Genomic DNA, 16374 nt, shown 5'->3' with positions numbered 1-16374 from the left:
TGTCATGAGCTACGGTTGGAATGATGTTCAACGTATTGCAGAGGAACTGGCCGAGGCCCATGCCGGCGTCGATCCGTATTCTGTAGGTTTTGTCCGTCTGCAGCAGATGATCCAGGTTCTGCCCGATTTCGATAGCACTTCTGGCCGTGTCGGCGAGAAGGTGCTGGAGGCGGTTCAGGAGCTCTGGGCCAAAGAATTGGACTGATCGTCTCGCAGGTTAGGCAATACCCAAGAACCCGCGTATAATTCGCGGGTTTAATTTTTCGCAAATTACCGTTTCTGGAGTTACACCATGGCTGTTCAACGCACTTTCTCCATCATCAAGCCTGACGCTGTTGCAAAAAACGTCATCGGCGAAATCACCACTCGTTTCGAAAAAGCCGGCCTGCGCGTTGTAGCTTCGAAACTGAAGCAACTGTCCAAAGCTGAAGCTGAAGGCTTCTACGCTGAGCACAGCGCTCGTGGTTTCTTCGGCGACCTGGTTGCTTTCATGATCTCCGGTCCTGTTGTTGTTCAGGTTCTGGAAGGCGAAAACGCTATCGCTCTGAACCGTGAGCTGATGGGCGCTACCAACCCTAAAGAAGCTGCTGCCGGCACCATCCGCGCTGACTTCGCTGATTCCATCGACGCCAACGCTGTTCACGGTTCGGACTCCGAAGCCGCAGCTGCTCGTGAAATCTCGTACTTCTTCGCAGCTACTGAAGTAACCACTCGCTAAGCATTGGCTTAAGAGTGAAGGTGAATCCATGACTACATCGACTGTAAAAACCAACCTGCTGGGTCTGACTCAACAGGAAATGGAAAAATTCTTCGACTCAATCGGGGAGAAGCGTTTCCGTGCCGGTCAGGTAATGAAATGGATTCACCACTTTGGTGTCGATGATTTCGACGCCATGACGAACGTCAGCAAGGCCTTGCGCGACAAGCTCAAGGCTATTGCTGAGGTCCGTGGTCCGGAAGTGGTCAGCGAGGACATCTCCAGCGACGGCACCCGTAAGTGGGTGGTGCGCGTGGCGTCCGGCAGCTGCGTCGAGACCGTATACATTCCCCAGGGCAAACGCGGCACTCTGTGCGTTTCGTCCCAGGCAGGCTGTGCCCTGGATTGCAGTTTCTGCTCCACCGGCAAGCAAGGCTTCAATAGCAACCTCACCGCCGCCGAAGTCATCGGCCAGGTGTGGATTGCCAACAAATCTTTCGGCAGTGTCCCGGCAACCGTCGACCGTGCCATCACCAACGTGGTGATGATGGGCATGGGTGAGCCGCTGCTGAACTTCGACAATGTCGTCGCCGCCATGCATCTGATGATGGATGACCTCGGCTACGGGATCTCCAAGCGCCGCGTGACCCTGTCCACGTCGGGTGTGGTGCCGATGATCGATGAGCTGGCCAAGCACATCGACGTGTCCCTGGCGCTGTCGCTGCACGCACCGAATGACGCATTGCGTAACCAATTGGTGCCGATCAACAAGAAATATCCGCTTAAGATGCTGCTCGAGTCGTGCCAGCGCTACATGTCCGCCCTTGGCGAGAAACGTGTGCTGACCATCGAGTACACCTTGCTCAAGGACATCAACGACAAGGTCGAGCACGCCGTTGAGATGATCGAGCTGCTGAAGAACATTCCGTGCAAGATCAACCTGATTCCGTTCAACCCGTTCCCGCACTCCGGGTACGAGCGTCCGAGCAACAACGCGATCCGTCGGTTCCAGGATCAGTTGCATCAGGCCGGTTTCAACGTCACTGTCCGCACCACCCGTGGTGAAGACATCGACGCCGCATGTGGTCAATTGGTAGGGCAGGTGCTGGATCGCACCCGTCGCAGCGAACGTTACATCGCCGTGCGCGAGTTGAGCGCCGACAGCGATCTGGCACAGAACGCCGCGAACACTAACTAAGAGAGGATCTCTATGTCCCTGCGCTTTGCGCTGCTGTTGCTGTTGACCAGCCTGTGTGCTGGTTGTGTCCTGTCGGGTGACTACAACCCGATGAAGACCAGCAAGGGCCGCGATGAAGCGCGGGCTGCCTACGTGCAGTTGGGGCTGGGGTACTTGCAGCAAGGCATGACCGAACGGGCCAAGGTGCCGCTGAAGAAGGCGCTGGAAATCGACGGTTCCGATCCTGACGCCAACGCTGCTCTCGGCTTGGTGTTCCAGTCCGAAATGGAGCCTGAGCTGGCCGACGAACACTTCCGCAAGGCTTTGTCCTCCCGTCCCGCCGATGCGCGCATCCTCAACAACTACGGCAGTTTTCTCTACGAGCAACAGCGTTATAAAGAAGCCTACGAGCGTTTTGAACAGGCCGCCGCCGATACCCTGTATCCTGAGCGTTCGCGTGTGTTCGAAAACCTCGGCATGACGGCAGCAAAGCTTGGTCAGCGTGATCTGGCGCAGCAGCAGCTGGAAAAGGCACTGCGCTTGAATCGCCAACAACCGCGCGCATTGCTGGAAATGGCTGAGTTGTCCTTCGAAGACAGGCATTATGTGCCCGCGCGTGACTATTACGACCGTTTCAGCCTGCTGACCGAACAAAATGCACGTAGTCTATTGCTCGGCGTTCGGCTGGCAAAAGTGTTTGAAGATCGCGACAAGGCCGCCAGTTATGGCCTGCAATTAAAACGACTCTATCCCGGTACGCCGGAATATCAGCAATACCTGTCGGAGCAATGATGAAAGCGGCGCATCCCGAAGTTGTAGCAGCGAATCGCGTTAACCCCGGTGAGACCCTGCGCCAGGCCCGCGAAAGCAATGGCTGGTCGCTGGCCGAAGTGGCCCTCAAGCTCAACCTCACCGTGACCTCCCTGAGCAATCTTGAAGCCGGCGCTTTCGACAAGCTGCCGGGGCATACTTTCGCTCGCGGTTACATTCGCGCCTATGCCAAGTTGCTCGGCATGGACCAGACCGTTCTGGTTCAGCAATTCGACCAGTCCACCGGCACCGATTCCCAGGGCAGCAACGTTCATGCCCTCGGTCGTATCGAAGAGCCGGTGCGGGTTTCCCATACCATTCTGCGTATTGTCAGCCTGCTGTTGCTGATCGCGGTCATCGGCGGCGGTTTCGTCTGGTGGCAGGATCAGACCTCGCTGCGTACCAAGGATCTGGCTTCTCTGGCGCCTGAGCACGTTGAAGTCGAAGGTGCTGACGGCACCACCCAGATTCATCCGATCGATGAGCCGGAAGATCAGGCTGTCGAGGAAAATCAGGCCGACAGTTCGACTGCACTGGCATTGCCTCAGTCTGAAACTACCGCTGAATCGACTGGCGCCGAAGTGGCCTCCCCGGCAACCGCTCCAACTGCACCGGTTGCTCCGGCTGTAACGCCGTCCGCCCCGGTTCATACGCCAGCCCCGGTTGTCGCCAATCCGGCCACTCCTGCGCCAACCGTTCCTGCTACCCCAGCGCCAACCGTTACCGCTCCAGTGGTTCCTGCTACACCAGCACCAACCGCAGAAGTGGCCGCTCCGGTCGCTGGCGACGGTCAGGTCCAACTGCAGTTCAGCGCCGATTGCTGGGCACAAGTGACCGATGGCCGTGGCAAAGTGATTTTCAGTGGTCTGAAGCATAAAGGCGATAGCGTCACCGTTTCCGGCAAGCCGCCGCTTAACGTACGTCTGGGCGTAGCTCGCGCCGCACAGGTCAGCTACAACGGCCAACCGGTCGATATCGCTCCGTTCACCAGTGGCGAGACTGCTCGCCTGAAGTTGGGTCAATAAGTCATGCACGGCGAATCTCCAATCAAACGTCGCGTTTCGCGCAAGATCTGGGTCGGCAACGTACCGGTGGGCGGCGATGCGCCGATCGCGGTGCAGAGCATGACCAACAGCGACACCAATGACGTTGCCGCCACTGTTGCGCAAATCAATCGTCTGGAAGCCGCCGGCGTCGACATCGTTCGCGTTTCGGTACCGGACATGGACGCCGCCGAGGCGTTTGGCAAGATCAAGCAACTGGTCAAAGTGCCGTTGGTTGCCGACATCCACTTCGACTACAAGATCGCCCTGCGCGTAGCCGAATTGGGTGTGGACTGCCTGCGCATCAACCCGGGCAACATCGGTCGCGAAGATCGTGTTCGTGCGGTGGTCGATGCGGCACGTGATCGCGGGATTCCGATCCGCATCGGCGTCAACGCCGGTTCCCTGGAAAAAGACCTGCAGAAGAAATATGGCGAGCCGACGCCAGCCGCGCTGGTTGAGTCCGCTCTGCGTCACGTTGAGCATCTCGAACGCCTGAACTTCCAGGACTTCAAGGTCAGCGTGAAAGCCTCCGACGTGTTCATGGCCGTCGAAGCCTACCGCTTGCTGGCGAAAGAAATCGTTCAGCCGCTGCACCTGGGCATCACCGAAGCTGGTGGATTGCGTTCGGGCACAGTGAAATCCGCCGTGGGCCTAGGTATGCTGCTCGCCGAAGGGATTGGCGATACTATCCGCATCTCGTTGGCGGCCGACCCGGTCGAGGAAGTGAAGGTCGGTTACGACATTCTCAAGTCTTTGCATCTGCGTTCCCGTGGCATCAACTTCATCGCCTGCCCGAGCTGCTCGCGGCAGAACTTCGATGTGGTGAAAACCATGAACGAGCTGGAAGGGCGCCTTGAGGACCTGCTGGTGCCGCTGGATGTCGCGGTGATCGGTTGCGTGGTCAACGGCCCCGGCGAAGCCAAGGAAGCCCATATCGGCTTGACCGGCGGTACGCCAAACCTGATTTATATCGACGGCAAGCCGTCGCAGAAACTGACGAATGACAATCTGGTGGACGAGCTGGAAAAGCTGATCCGCCAGAAAGCGGCCGAAAAGGTCGAAGCTGACGCTGCGGTTATTGCGCGCGGCTGAGCCTGACTGAAGCGCCGAACGAATTTAAGGATTTAAAGTGAGCAAGTCTCTGCAAGCCATTCGTGGCATGAACGACATCCTGCCCGAACAGACCCCGCTGTGGCGTTATTTCGAGGGCACCGTTGCGCGTCTGCTGGATAACTACGGTTACAAGCAGATCCGTATGCCGATCGTCGAGTTCACCGAGCTGTTCAAACGCTCGATCGGTGAAGTGACCGACATCGTCGAAAAAGAGATGTACACCTTTGAAGACCGCAACGGCGACTCCCTGACCTTGCGTCCGGAAGGCACCGCGGCGTGCGTGCGTGCTGTGCTTGAGCACGGCATCACCGGCGGTGGCCAGGTACAGAAACTCTGGTACATCGGCCCGATGTTCCGCCACGAGCGTCCGCAGAAAGGCCGTTATCGCCAGTTCCACCAGATCGGTCTGGAAGTGTTCAACCTCGACGGTCCGGACATCGACGCCGAGCTGATAACCATGACCTGGCGCCTGTGGGGCGAGTTGGGTATCCGTGATGCGGTCAAGCTCGAGCTCAACAGTCTGGGTACCAGCGAGTCCCGTGGTCGCTATCGTGAAGCGCTGGTCGAGTACCTCTCGGCGCACCACGACAAGCTCGACGAAGACAGCCAGCGTCGTCTGAAAACCAACCCGCTGCGCGTGCTCGACACGAAAAATGCCGACACTCAAGCGGTGCTGGTTGATGCGCCGAAGATGGCCGACTACCTCGATGACGAGTCTCGTGCACACTTCGAAGGTTTGAAAGCGCGCCTGGATGCCGTTGGCATTCCGTACGTGCTCAACCCGAAACTGGTTCGCGGCCTCGATTACTACAGCAAAACCGTTTTCGAATGGGTCACCGACAAGCTCGGCGCCCAAGGCACTGTCTGCGCCGGTGGCCGTTACGACGGTCTGGTCGAGCAGATGGGCGGCAAGCCGACCACTGGCGTTGGTTTCGCCATGGGCATCGAGCGTCTGGTTTTGATGCTGGAAACCCTTGAGCAGATTCCGGAAGAAATCTCCCGTCAGGTCGATGTCTACCTCTGCGCCTTCGGTGAAGAAGCCGAGCTGGCCGGTCTGGCTCTGGCTGAACGGGTTCGCGATCAACTTCCAAACCTGCGTCTGCAAGTCAATGCCGGCGCCGGCAGCTTCAAAAGCCAGTTCAAGAAGGCCGACAAGAGCGGTGCGCTGTACGCACTGATCCTCGGTGACGACGAAATGGCCCAGCAAGTGGTAGGTTTCAAACCCCTGCGTGGCCAGGGCGAACAACAAAGCATTGCCTGGGATGCGCTCGCCGCTCACCTGGCCACCTGCGTCGTGCAGGGTTGAAGCTGTCCAAACAGCCGATTTAGCGATTAAGGAGTATTGGGGTGTCGAGTACCGAAGACGAACAGTTGGCGGATTTGAAGGACTGGTGGACACGCAACGGCAAACCTCTGGTCACCGGCGGCCTGTTGGCGCTGGTCATCGTGTTCGGCTGGCAGGCTTATCACAAGTATCAGAGCAACCAGTCGCAAGGCGCCTCGGTGCTCTATCAGCAATTGCTGGAAACCACGCTGACGCCTGACGGCAAGCCTGATGCGGCCCGCGTTGCGGACCTGGCCGGCAAGCTCAACAGCGAATTCGGCGGTTCTGCCTACGCGCAGTACGGCAGCCTGTTCGTGGCCAAAGTGGCGGTCGACAGCGGCAAGCTGGATGACGCCGCGACCGAGCTGAAAGCCATCGTCGACAAACCGGCCAACCCGGCGCTGGGCGAAATCGCCCGTCAGCGTCTGGCGCAGGTGCTTGGCGCGCAGAACAAGGCTGAAGACGGCCTGAAACTGCTCGACGGCGATGCCGACAAAGCGTTCCTTGCCACTCGCGAAGAACTCAAGGGCGACCTGCTGGTGCAGCTGGGCCGTACCGATGACGCGAACAAGGCGTATCAAAAAGCCAAGGCGGCACTGTCGGATGAAGCGGCGGTCGGTGGCCTTCAAATCAAGCTCGACGACCTGGCCAAAGGGGATGCGTGACGTGATCCGTTGGAAGCATGCAGCATTGCTGGCTCTGGCCCTTCTGGCCGCGGGTTGCAGCAGCAACAGCAAAAAAGAATTGCCACCGGCCGAACTGACCGACTTCAAAGAAGAAGTGGTTCTGCACAAGCAGTGGAGTCGTTCGATCGGTGACGGTCAGGGCGAAACCTACAACATGCTGGTGCCGGCGATCGACGGTGACACCATCTACGCCGCTGATGTGACCGGCGTGGTGATGGCCATGGATCGCGGCAATGGCGACGTGAAATGGAAGCAGGATCTTGAGCTGCCCGTCTCCGGCGCTGTCGGCGTTGGTTATGGTCTGGTGCTGATCGGCACCCTGCGTGGCGAAGTCGTCGCTCTGGACACCAGCAACGGTGAAGAGAAGTGGCGTGCTCGCGTAAACAGCGAAGTCCTCGCGCCGCCGGCTAACAACGGTGACGTCGTAGTGGTGCAGACTCAGGACGATCGTCTGATCGGCCTGGATGCCTCCACCGGTACCCAGCGCTGGGTGTATGACAGCACCCCGGCCGTACTGACCCTGCGTGGCACCAGTGCCCCGTTGGTGACCAACCGCCTCGCGGTGGCTGGTCTGTCGACCGGTAAAGTGGTTGCTCTGGACATTTCCAACGGCGTGCCGGTGTGGGAACAACGCATTGCGATTCCACAAGGTCGTTCGGAACTGGAGCGCGTGGTCGACATCGACGGCGGTCTGCTGCTGTCCGGCGGCACCCTGTACGTTGCCAGCTACCAGGGTCGCGTTGCGGCACTGGACCTGGAAAGCGGTCGTCAACTCTGGCAGCGCGATGCGTCGAGCTATGCCGGTATCGCTCAGGGTTTCGGCAGCGTTTACGTGAGCCTGTCTTCGGGCACCGTTGAAGGCGTCGACGAGCGTTCCACCACTGCATTGTGGAGCAACGATTCGCTGGCTCGCCGTCAACTGTCGGCTCCGGAAGTGTTCTCCAGCTATGTTGCAGTGGGTGACCTGGAAGGTTATCTGCACCTGCTGAGTCAGGTTGACGGTCGTTTCGTCGGCCGTGAGCGCATCGACAGCGACGGCCTGCGTGCCCGTCCGCTGGTGGTGGGTGACACGATTTATGTATATGGCAACAGCGGCAAACTGGAAGCCCTGACCATCAAGTAACAACTATGCTTGGGGTTAACACCCCCAGGCAGCTTCACTTGTGAGTATGAATGTGGGAGCGAGCCTGCTCGCGATGGGCGTCAACGATTACGCAGACGGCCTGAATAAACGCGGTGCCTTGGCGTTTTTCGCGAGCAGACTCGCTCCCACAGAGAACACCCACAGTGTTGCCCCGAGCACCAGCCGCTGCCTCGCAGCGGCTTTTGTATTTTCTGAAATAACGAAGTGGAGAGCCGCATGGTTCCCGTAATCGCCCTGGTGGGCCGACCGAACGTCGGCAAGTCCACCTTGTTCAACCGCCTGACCAGGACTCGTGACGCCATCGTCGGCGACTTGTCCGGTCTGACCCGTGATCGCCAGTACGGTGAGGCCAAGTGGCAAGGGCGTTCCTACATTCTGGTCGACACCGGTGGTATCTCCGGTGACGAGCACGGTATGGACGAAAAAATGGCCGAGCAGTCGCTGCTGGCCATTGAAGAAGCGGATGTTGTGCTGTTCCTGGTAGATGCCAAGGCTGGTTTCACCGCCGCCGACCAGATGATCGCCGAACACCTGCGCAAACGTAACAAGCGTTCCTACGTGGTCGCCAACAAGGTCGACAACATCGACCCGGAAATGGCCCGCGCTGAGTTCGCTCCGTTGGGCATGGGCCACGCGATCCCGATCGCCGGTGCTCACGGCCGTGGCATCACGCAGATGCTGGAAATCGCCTTGGGTGATTTCCCCAAAGACGCAGAAGAGCCGGAAGAAGGCGAAGAAGAGATCGTTGCCGAAGGCGAGGAAGCCAAGCGCATTCCTGGCCCAAGCGAAAAAGACGGGATCAAGATCGCCATCATCGGCCGTCCGAACGTCGGCAAATCGACGCTGGTCAACCGCATGCTTGGTGAAGACCGGGTTATCGTCTATGACCAACCCGGCACCACGCGCGACAGTATCTACATTCCGTTCGAACGCAATGAAGAGAAGTACACGCTGATCGACACCGCTGGTGTGCGCAAGCGCGGCAAGATCCACGAAGAAGTTGAAAAATTCTCCGTGGTCAAAACCCTGCAGGCGATCAAAGACGCCAACGTAGTGATCTTCGTGATGGATGCGCGCGAAGGCGTGGTCGATCACGACCTCAACCTGCTCGGTTTTGCCATCGAGTCGGGTCGTGCGCTGGTCATCGCGATCAACAAGTGGGACGGCATGACGCCGAGCGAGCGCGACTATGTGAAGGTCGAACTGCAGCGTCGTCTGTTCTTCGTTGATTACGCCGACATCCACTTCATCTCGGCACTGCACGGCACTGGCGTGGGCAACCTCTACGCTTCCGTGCAGAACTCGTTCAAGTCGGCGGTCACCCGCTGGCCGACCAACCGTCTGACCCAGATTCTCGAAGACGCCGTTGGCGAGCACGCGCCACCGATGGTCAACAACCGCCGGATCAAGCTGCGTTATGCCCACTTGGGTGGTGCCAACCCGCCGATCATCGTGATCCACGGTAACCAGATCGAGAAAGTGCCGAAGTCGTATGTGCGCTATCTGGAGAACACTTACCGTCGTGTGCTGAAGCTGGTCGGTACGCCGATCCGCATCGAGTTCAAGGGCGGCGAGAACCCGTACGAAGGCAACAAGACCACGCTGACCGACCGCCAGGTCAACAAGAAGCGTCGCTTGATGTCGCACCACAAGAAAGCCGACAAGAAGCGCCGCGACAAGAAATAAGGTCGCGGCTCGCTGATCGTTCCCATGCTCCGCGTGGGAATGTATCCCGTGACGCTCTGCGTCATATAAGCGGTGGACGCAGAGCGTCCAAGGCTGCATGCCCACGCAGAGCGTGGGAACGATCAACATGAGAGAAGGGTGCCATCCGGCGCCCTTTTTTTATGGGCGGCGGATGGGCTATCCTCGGGCTCTCCCGCGCCGTCGTCAGAGCCGGGTGTTGAGCAGGGAACCCCCGATGATCACCAGTAAGCTGCCGAATGTCGGCATCACTATTTTCACGCAGATGTCTCAGCTCGCCGCGCAAACCGGCGCGATCAACCTGTCCCAGGGTTTTCCTGATTTTGACGGCCCGCAGTCGTTGCGCGATGCGGTCGGTCGGCACATTGCCAGTGGCCACAACCAGTATTCGCCGATGACCGGGCTGCCGGCGCTGCGCGAGCAGATTGCGGCGAAAATCGCTCGCAGCTATGGCGTGCAGGTCAATGCCGACAACGAAGTGACCGTGACGCCGGGCGCGACCCAGGCGATCTTCTGTGCGATTCAAGCGGTTATCCACAGCGGCGACGAAGTCATCGTGTTCGATCCGTGCTACGACAGCTACGAGCCGGCCACGGAGTTGGCGGGCGGTCGTTGCGTGCATGTGCAGTTGAACCCGGACGACTTCTCCATCGATTTCGACCAGCTCGCTGCGGCCCTGAGCCCGCGCACGAAAATGATCGTCATCAATACCCCGCATAACCCGAGCGGTGCACTGATCAGCCGTGCGGAGCTGGATCAACTGGCGGCGCTGATCCGTGATCGCGACATCTACCTGATCAGCGACGAAGTCTATGAACACCTGGTGTTTGACGGCGTGCCGCACGTCAGCGTGCTCGCCCATGAAGAACTGTATCAGCGCGCGTTCGTGGTCAGCTCGTTCGGCAAGACCTATCACGTCACTGGTTGGAAAACCGGCTACGTCGTCGCGCCGCCAGCGCTGACGGCCGAGTTGCGCAAGGTGCACCAGTACGTCAGTTTCTGCGGCGTCACACCGCTGCAATACGCGCTGGCCGATTACATGGCCGAGCATCCCGAACACGTCGAAGAGCTGCCTGCTTTCTATCAGGCCAAACGCGATCTGTTCTGCGATCTGCTGGCGCCGTCGCGCTTCACTTTCAGCCGTGTCGCCGGCACTTATTTTCAGTTGGTGGATTACTCGCAGATCCGCCCCGACCTGAATGACGTCGAGATGGCCATGTGGATGACCCGCGAACACGGCGTGGCGAGTATTCCAGTGTCGGTCTTCTATCAAAGCCCACCCGAAGGCCAGCGCCTGGTGCGCCTGTGCTTTGCCAAACGCGAGGAGACGCTGCGCGAAGCGGCGGCAAAACTATGCGTGATCTGAGTGCGTTACCCGATCTGAACCTGGCGCTGATCCAGACCAGCCTGGCCTGGCATGACCGTCAGGCCAATTTCGAGCATTTCGAGCAGTTGCTGGAGCAGGCGCAGGGCGCTGATCTGATCATCCTGCCGGAGATGTTCACCACCGGTTTTTCCATGGAGTCGGAAACCCTCGCCGAAGCCGAGAACGGTCCGACGCACAAATGGCTACGGGTTCAGGCGGCGAAGCTCGATGCAGTGATCACCGGCAGTGTGATCATTCAGGCGGCTGACGGCAGTCATCGCAATCGCTTGCTATGGGCACGGCCGGACGGCGAAGTGCTGCACTACGACAAGCGCCACCTGTTCCGCATGGCCGGTGAGCACAACCACTACACTCCCGGCGAACGCCAGGTGCAGTTCGAACTCAAGGGCTGGCGGATCCGCCCGCTGATTTGTTACGACCTGCGTTTTCCGGTGTGGAGCCGCGATGCGCAAGATACGGATCTGCTGCTGTACACGGCGAATTGGCCGGGTGCGCGACGGTTGCACTGGAACCGACTGTTGCCTGCTCGGGCGATCGAGAACCTTTGCTATGTGGCGGCGGTGAATCGTGTTGGTACCGACGGCAAGGGTTTCGCGTATACCGGAGACAGTCAGGTGCTGGATTTCCAGGGTGAAACCTTGCTGGCGGCGGGGGAGGCCGACGGGGTGTTCAAGGTCGTGCTTGAGGCGGCGCCACTGGCGGCGTATCGCGAGCGTTTCCCGGCGAATCTGGATGCCGACACCTTCGAGTTCACCTGAGGTAACTGATCGTTCCCACGCTCTGCGTGGGAATGCAGCCCGTGACGCTCCGCGTCACTGGACGCAGAGCGTCCCTTGAGGCATTCCCACGCAGAGCGTGGGAACGATCGCAGGCAAAAAAGGCCCCGGAGTTCAAACGCCGGGGCCTTTTGCATTTCAGCGATGACTTACGCCGCTTTCGCCTCAGGCTGGCTCAGCGAGCGGTTCAGCGCGCTGAACAGGGCCTTGAAGCTGGCCGTGGTGATGTTTTCATCAATGCCCACGCCGTGCACCGCACGCTCGCCATTCACACGCAGCTCGATGTACGCCGCTGCTTTGGCGTTGGTGCCCGCGCCGATCGCGTGTTCGTTGTAGTCCATGATCTCCACCGGAACCGGCAGGCCGGCGACCAGTGCTTCCAGCGCACCGTTGCCCTTGCCGCGCCAGTGCAGGTTGGTTTCGCCCTGACCTTTGCTCGCCACTTCCACTTCGACGTTGCTGTTGCCGTTTTCTTCCTGCAGGCGATGGCTGACCAGCGCGTACGGGGTGTTGGCTTGCAGGTATTCGCTGATCAACAGCGAGTGGATTTGCTTGGCAGTCATTTCCAGGCCGAGACGGTCGGTTTCACGCTGCACCACCTGGCTGAATTCGATCTGCATGCGACGTGGCAGGCTGATGCCGTATTCCTGCTCCAGCAAGTAAGCGATGCCGCCCTTGCCCGACTGGCTGTTGACGCGAATCACCGCCTCGTAGCTGCGGCCAATGTCGGCCGGGTCGATCGGCAAGTACGGCACTTCCCACAGTGCATCGGGTTTCTGCTGGGAGAAGCCTTTGCGGATTGCGTCCTGGTGCGAGCCGGAGAACGCGGTGTGCACCAGGTCGCCAACGTACGGGTGACGTGGGTGAACCTGAATCTGATTGCACTCTTCGACGACTTTGCGCACGCCGTCGATGTCGGAGAAGTCCAGCTGCGGGTCGAGACCCTGGGTGTACATGTTCAGTGCGACGGTGACGAGGTCGACGTTACCGGTACGCTCGCCGTTGCCGAACAGGCAGCCTTCGACGCGATCGGCACCCGCCATCAGGCCCAGTTCGGTAGCCGCAACGCCAGTGCCACGGTCGTTGTGGGTGTGCAGGCTGATGATCACGCTGTCACGACGGTTGATGTTGCGGCCGAACCACTCGATCTGGTCGGCGTAGATATTCGGCGTCGCGCACTCAACGGTGGCGGGCAGGTTGAGGATCATCTTGTGCTCAGGCGTCGGGTTCCAGACCTCAATCACCGCATCACAGACTTCCTTGGCGAACTCCAGCTCGGTGGCGCTGAAGGTTTCCGGCGAGTATTCGAAAGTCCACTCGGTGCCCGGCTGCATTGCGGCGTATTTGACGAACAGCTTGGCCGCGTTCACAGCGATGGCCTTGATGCCGTCCTTGTCCTGGTTGAAGACGATGCGACGGAAAGAAGGCGAGGTAGCGTTGTACAAGTGAACGATGGCTTTCTTCGCACCGCGCAAGGATTCGAAAGTGCGCTCGATCAGGTCTTCACGGCCCTGGGTCAGCACCTGAATGGTGGTGTCGTCCGGGATGTGGCCTTCTTCGATCAGGGTGCGCACGAAGTCGAAGTCGGTTTGCGAAGCCGCCGGGAACGACGCTTCGATTTCTTTCACACCGACCTGCACGAGGGTTTTCCAGAAGCGCAGCTTCTTTACCGCGTCCATCGGTTCGATCAGCGACTGGTTGCCGTCACGCAGGTCGGAGCTGCACCAGATCGGCGCGGTGTCGATGGTTTTCGACGGCCAGGTGCGATCCGGCAGGTTGATGACGGGAAACGCGCGGTATTTCGAAGACGGATCTTTGAGCATGCTCATCGGGAAATTCCTTATTGTCTGGGCCGAAAAGAGGCGGCCTGCCGGTGGAACGAATGTTCTTGGAAAAGCGTGGGACGAGGTGCCGCGATTCAGCCTGGCAGTCGTGCACTGACGAGGCACAGGCTGCGGTGCTGGCGAAGCTGAATGAGGGTGTGAGAGGTTTTCATGCCTTCAACCCTAACCGCGAGGGGAGAGGATGGCAAGCAGTCGGAAAAAATTGAGAGGAATACTCGGAAAGCGGGTTTTTGCGGGATTTTATTGCGAGTAAGTCAGCGGATCTTTCTGAAGTTTGCGTGAGGTTAGATTGGGGCGCAATTGATGTTGGTTAAGTGTCAGTGGTATTTGTGGGTTGGACAGGCCGCCTTCGCGAGCAGGCTCGCTCCCACAGGGGATCTGTGTTGTGAATAAGATCCAGTGTGGGAGCGAGCCTGCTCGCGAAGAGGCCGATCGCCTCAATACATATTCAAGGCTGAAATGCGCCAATGAAAATCGCCGGATCCACCCGCGCATCATTCAGGCTGACATTCCAGTGCATATGCGGTCCGGTCGCGCGGCCGGTCATGCCAACCTTGCCGACCACCGCGCCCCGCGCCAGTTGATCGCCGACTTTCACATCAATCTTCGACATATGGCAGAACATGCTGATAAAGCCCTGTCCATGGTCGACAAACACCGTGTTGCCGTTGAAGAAGTAGTTGCCGGTGAGGATCACCTTGCCCGCCGCCGGGGTCTTGATCGGCGTACCCGCCGGCACTGCAAAGTCGAGGCCCGCGTGGGGATTGCGTTCCTCACCATTAAAGAATCGACGCACGCCAAACTTGCTCGACAGCGGCCCGTTTACCGGTTTGTCCAGCAGCAGATTGCTCGGCGTGTTCGGGCTGAAGCTGCGGTAGGCCTTGATCTGCTCGGCCAGTTCGCCTTCGATGCGCTTGAGGTTCGACTGATCCGGGTTTACTTGCTGCTTGTTCTTCAGAGTAATGCGCTGTTCGGGGTATTTTTTGTTGCCCACGGTGAACGGCAGATTGCGCCCGCCACTGCTGATCTGCTGCGCGCCCGGCTTCACCGTCAACGGCACGCCGACAATTGCCAGCCAGTTGTTCTGCTCTTTTACCACCAGCACCGGTTTGCCCTGATACGTGGCTTTCGGCGCCTGTGCAGCCGCGCCCAGATCAACCACCGCGACGCCGCCCGGCACCGGTTTGTTCAGCAGCCGGGTGATGTAACTGTCGGCGTGGGCATTGAAGGTCAGACAGAGCAAAAACAGTGGAGCCAGAAAACGCGGCATGGATCAGTCCAGTAATGAGAGGGTGACGGGCGTCAGGTGATTGTCCTCGACGCGCACTTGCAGTTCGCCTTCGCCGAGTTTGGCTTTCAGGCGCTGGCCTGTGTGGGTCTGGGCGGCGTTGCGGATTGCGTGGCCACGCTCATCGAGCAGAATGCTGTAGCCACGACCGAGCGTTGCCAACGGGCTGACCACGTGCAGCGTCTGCATCTGGCTGTGCAGTTGCAGACGACGGTTTTTCAGGCCTTCACGCATGGCGCGGGGCAGGCGTTCGGCAAGGCTGTCGAGACGCTGGCGCAACATCGCCAATTGCCGTCCCGGATGCTGGCCGGCGAGGCGCGTCTCCAGGCGGATCAAGCGTTCGCGGCGGGTATTGAGATGGCGCTCGAACGCCCGGCGCATGCGCATGTCCAGATCGTCCAGACGCTGAGCCTGCTGGCGCAGCCGTTCGCCGGGATGGCGCAGGCGACGGGCCATGCCTTCCAGGCGCAGGCGATCACGCATCAAGCGGTCACGCATGCGCATCACCAAACGGCGATGCAGGCTTTCGACCTGGCGGATCAGATGGCTGGAATCGGGTGCGAGTAATTCGGCGGCAGCGGACGGCGTTGGCGCACGGACGTCGGCAACAAAATCGCTGATCGACACATCGGTTTCATGGCCGACAGCGCTGACAATCGGCGTCACGCAGGCCTCAACGGCACGGGCCACGGCTTCTTCGTTGAAACACCAGAGGTCTTCCAGCGAGCCGCCGCCACGGGCGAGGATCAGCGCATCGAAGCCACGGGCATCGGCCATTTTCAACGCGCGGACGATTTGCGCGGTGGCTTCACGGCCCTGCACAGCCGTCGGGATCAACGTCAGTTGCACTTGCGGCGCACGGCGGCGGAACACGCTGATGATGTCGCGAATCACCGCGCCGGTCGGCGAGCTGATGATGCCGATGCGTTGCGGATGCGCCGGCAGCGGCACTTTGCGTTCGGCGCTGAACAGACCTTCGGCGCTGAGCTTTTCTTTCAGCGCATCGAAGGCCAGGCGCAGCGCGCCGTCACCGGCAGGTTCGACGGTGTCGAGAATCAACTGATAATCGCCACGACCCTCGAACAACGAAACCTTGCCGCGCACTTTGACGGCCAGGCCATCCTTCAATGCCTGACGAACCCGCGCGGCGTTCTGCCGAAACAGCGCGCAACGCACCTGCGCGCCGCTGTCCTTGAGAGTGAAATAAATGTGGCCGGACGCCGGGCGGGCGAGGTTGGAGATTTCGCCTTCGACCCAGATGTTGCTGAACACGTCTTCAAGCAACACCCGCGCGCGGCCGTTGAGCTGGCTGACGGTCAGGACTTCACGGTCCAGGCCAAGTCTTGCAAAGGGATCTTTAATCATGGGGCGCAGTTTA

The 16374-nt window shown here is 59.6% G+C and carries 15 protein-coding genes; 12 read left to right on the top strand and 3 right to left on the bottom strand.

Features of this window, described 5'->3' with window-relative positions; translation table 11 throughout:
• Positions 1 to 4: 4 nt before the first annotated feature.
• From iscX to CCX46_RS24660, 12 genes are all read left to right on the top strand, one after another.
• Complete coding sequence (gene iscX, locus CCX46_RS24720) at positions 5 to 205, top strand: Fe-S cluster assembly protein IscX (protein ID WP_122589961.1); 201 nt, start codon at positions 5 to 7, stop codon at positions 203 to 205.
• 87 nt (positions 206 to 292) lie between these two features.
• Positions 293 to 718 carry a nucleoside-diphosphate kinase gene (ndk, locus tag CCX46_RS24715; protein WP_007916882.1) on the top strand — a complete coding sequence of 142 codons (426 nt, stop codon included), beginning with the start codon at positions 293 to 295 and terminating at the stop codon, positions 716 to 718.
• A gap of 28 nt (positions 719 to 746) precedes the next feature.
• Positions 747 to 1895, top strand: coding sequence for a 23S rRNA (adenine(2503)-C(2))-methyltransferase RlmN (rlmN, locus tag CCX46_RS24710; protein ID WP_016984373.1), 1149 nt, complete (start codon positions 747 to 749; stop codon positions 1893 to 1895).
• Between the two features lie 12 nt (positions 1896 to 1907).
• Positions 1908 to 2666 (top strand): type IV pilus biogenesis/stability protein PilW, encoded by a 759-nt coding sequence (pilW, locus tag CCX46_RS24705; RefSeq protein WP_077574426.1) that lies wholly within the window; start codon positions 1908 to 1910, stop codon positions 2664 to 2666.
• Positions 2666 to 3709, top strand: coding sequence for a RodZ domain-containing protein (locus CCX46_RS24700; RefSeq protein ID WP_127929662.1), 1044 nt, complete (start codon positions 2666 to 2668; stop codon positions 3707 to 3709). The genes pilW and CCX46_RS24700 overlap by 1 nt, the downstream gene beginning before the upstream one ends.
• Positions 3710 to 3712: 3 nt before the next feature.
• Entirely contained in the window at positions 3713 to 4822 is a 1110-nt protein-coding gene (ispG, locus tag CCX46_RS24695; RefSeq protein ID WP_003227888.1) for a flavodoxin-dependent (E)-4-hydroxy-3-methylbut-2-enyl-diphosphate synthase, read from the top strand.
• A 37-nt stretch (positions 4823 to 4859) separates the two neighbouring features.
• Entirely contained in the window at positions 4860 to 6149 is a 1290-nt protein-coding gene (gene hisS, locus CCX46_RS24690) for a histidine--tRNA ligase (protein ID WP_016984369.1), read from the top strand.
• Positions 6150 to 6190: 41 nt separating this feature from the next.
• A complete protein-coding gene (locus tag CCX46_RS24685; RefSeq protein ID WP_007916865.1) occupies positions 6191 to 6832 on the top strand; it encodes a YfgM family protein in 642 nt (213 codons plus the stop codon).
• The gene (bamB, locus tag CCX46_RS24680; protein ID WP_038362973.1) at positions 6825 to 7976 is read left to right on the top strand and encodes an outer membrane protein assembly factor BamB; all 1152 of its coding nucleotides are present in this window, start codon (positions 6825 to 6827) and stop codon (positions 7974 to 7976) included. The genes CCX46_RS24685 and bamB overlap by 8 nt, the downstream gene beginning before the upstream one ends.
• A gap of 237 nt (positions 7977 to 8213) precedes the next feature.
• A complete protein-coding gene (der, locus tag CCX46_RS24670) occupies positions 8214 to 9683 on the top strand; it encodes a ribosome biogenesis GTPase Der (protein ID WP_034156263.1) in 1470 nt (489 codons plus the stop codon).
• A gap of 235 nt (positions 9684 to 9918) precedes the next feature.
• Positions 9919 to 11067: a pyridoxal phosphate-dependent aminotransferase gene (locus tag CCX46_RS24665; protein ID WP_127929661.1), complete on the top strand. Its 1149-nt coding sequence runs from the start codon at positions 9919 to 9921 to the stop codon at positions 11065 to 11067.
• Positions 11055 to 11846, top strand: coding sequence for an amidohydrolase (locus CCX46_RS24660; RefSeq protein WP_127929660.1), 792 nt, complete (start codon positions 11055 to 11057; stop codon positions 11844 to 11846). Before CCX46_RS24665 ends, CCX46_RS24660 begins: the two co-directional genes overlap by 13 nt.
• Positions 11847 to 12013: 167 nt before the next feature.
• Here the strand turns inward: CCX46_RS24660 and leuA are convergent, their stop codons facing one another.
• The 3 genes from leuA to xseA form a co-directional block, all read right to left on the bottom strand.
• Complete coding sequence (gene leuA / locus CCX46_RS24655) at positions 12014 to 13693, bottom strand: 2-isopropylmalate synthase (protein WP_127929659.1); 1680 nt, start codon at positions 13691 to 13693, stop codon at positions 12014 to 12016.
• Positions 13694 to 14156: 463 nt separating this feature from the next.
• Positions 14157 to 14978, bottom strand: coding sequence for a M23 family metallopeptidase (locus CCX46_RS24645; RefSeq protein WP_127929658.1), 822 nt, complete (start codon positions 14976 to 14978; stop codon positions 14157 to 14159).
• Positions 14979 to 14981: 3 nt separating this feature from the next.
• Entirely contained in the window at positions 14982 to 16361 is a 1380-nt protein-coding gene (gene xseA, locus CCX46_RS24640) for an exodeoxyribonuclease VII large subunit (RefSeq protein WP_127929657.1), read from the bottom strand.
• Positions 16362 to 16374: the final 13 nt, after the last annotated feature.

The organism is Pseudomonas sp. RU47 (assembly GCF_004011755.1).
Lineage (GTDB): Bacteria > Pseudomonadota > Gammaproteobacteria > Pseudomonadales > Pseudomonadaceae > Aquipseudomonas.
The sequence above is the reverse complement of the archived record's forward strand: the minus strand, read 5'-3'. Positions and strand labels throughout refer to the sequence as shown.

What these genes read in the sequence shown, in the direction of transcription:
- leuA (WP_127929659.1), bottom strand. Translation starts at nt 13,693, where the DNA reads ATGAGCATGCTCAAAGATCCGTCTTCGAAATACCGCGCGTTTCCCGTC.
- ispG (WP_003227888.1), top strand. Translation starts at nt 3,713, where the DNA reads ATGCACGGCGAATCTCCAATCAAACGTCGCGTTTCGCGCAAGATCTGG.
- CCX46_RS24700 (WP_127929662.1), top strand. Translation starts at nt 2,666, where the DNA reads ATGAAAGCGGCGCATCCCGAAGTTGTAGCAGCGAATCGCGTTAACCCC.
- iscX (WP_122589961.1), top strand. Translation starts at nt 5, where the DNA reads ATGAGCTACGGTTGGAATGATGTTCAACGTATTGCAGAGGAACTGGCC.
- bamB (WP_038362973.1), top strand. Translation starts at nt 6,825, where the DNA reads ATGCGTGACGTGATCCGTTGGAAGCATGCAGCATTGCTGGCTCTGGCC.
- CCX46_RS24665 (WP_127929661.1), top strand. Translation starts at nt 9,919, where the DNA reads ATGATCACCAGTAAGCTGCCGAATGTCGGCATCACTATTTTCACGCAG.
- CCX46_RS24660 (WP_127929660.1), top strand. Translation starts at nt 11,055, where the DNA reads ATGCGTGATCTGAGTGCGTTACCCGATCTGAACCTGGCGCTGATCCAG.
- CCX46_RS24645 (WP_127929658.1), bottom strand. Translation starts at nt 14,978, where the DNA reads ATGCCGCGTTTTCTGGCTCCACTGTTTTTGCTCTGTCTGACCTTCAAT.
- pilW (WP_077574426.1), top strand. Translation starts at nt 1,908, where the DNA reads ATGTCCCTGCGCTTTGCGCTGCTGTTGCTGTTGACCAGCCTGTGTGCT.
- rlmN (WP_016984373.1), top strand. Translation starts at nt 747, where the DNA reads ATGACTACATCGACTGTAAAAACCAACCTGCTGGGTCTGACTCAACAG.
- ndk (WP_007916882.1), top strand. Translation starts at nt 293, where the DNA reads ATGGCTGTTCAACGCACTTTCTCCATCATCAAGCCTGACGCTGTTGCA.
- der (WP_034156263.1), top strand. Translation starts at nt 8,214, where the DNA reads ATGGTTCCCGTAATCGCCCTGGTGGGCCGACCGAACGTCGGCAAGTCC.
- xseA (WP_127929657.1), bottom strand. Translation starts at nt 16,361, where the DNA reads ATGATTAAAGATCCCTTTGCAAGACTTGGCCTGGACCGTGAAGTCCTG.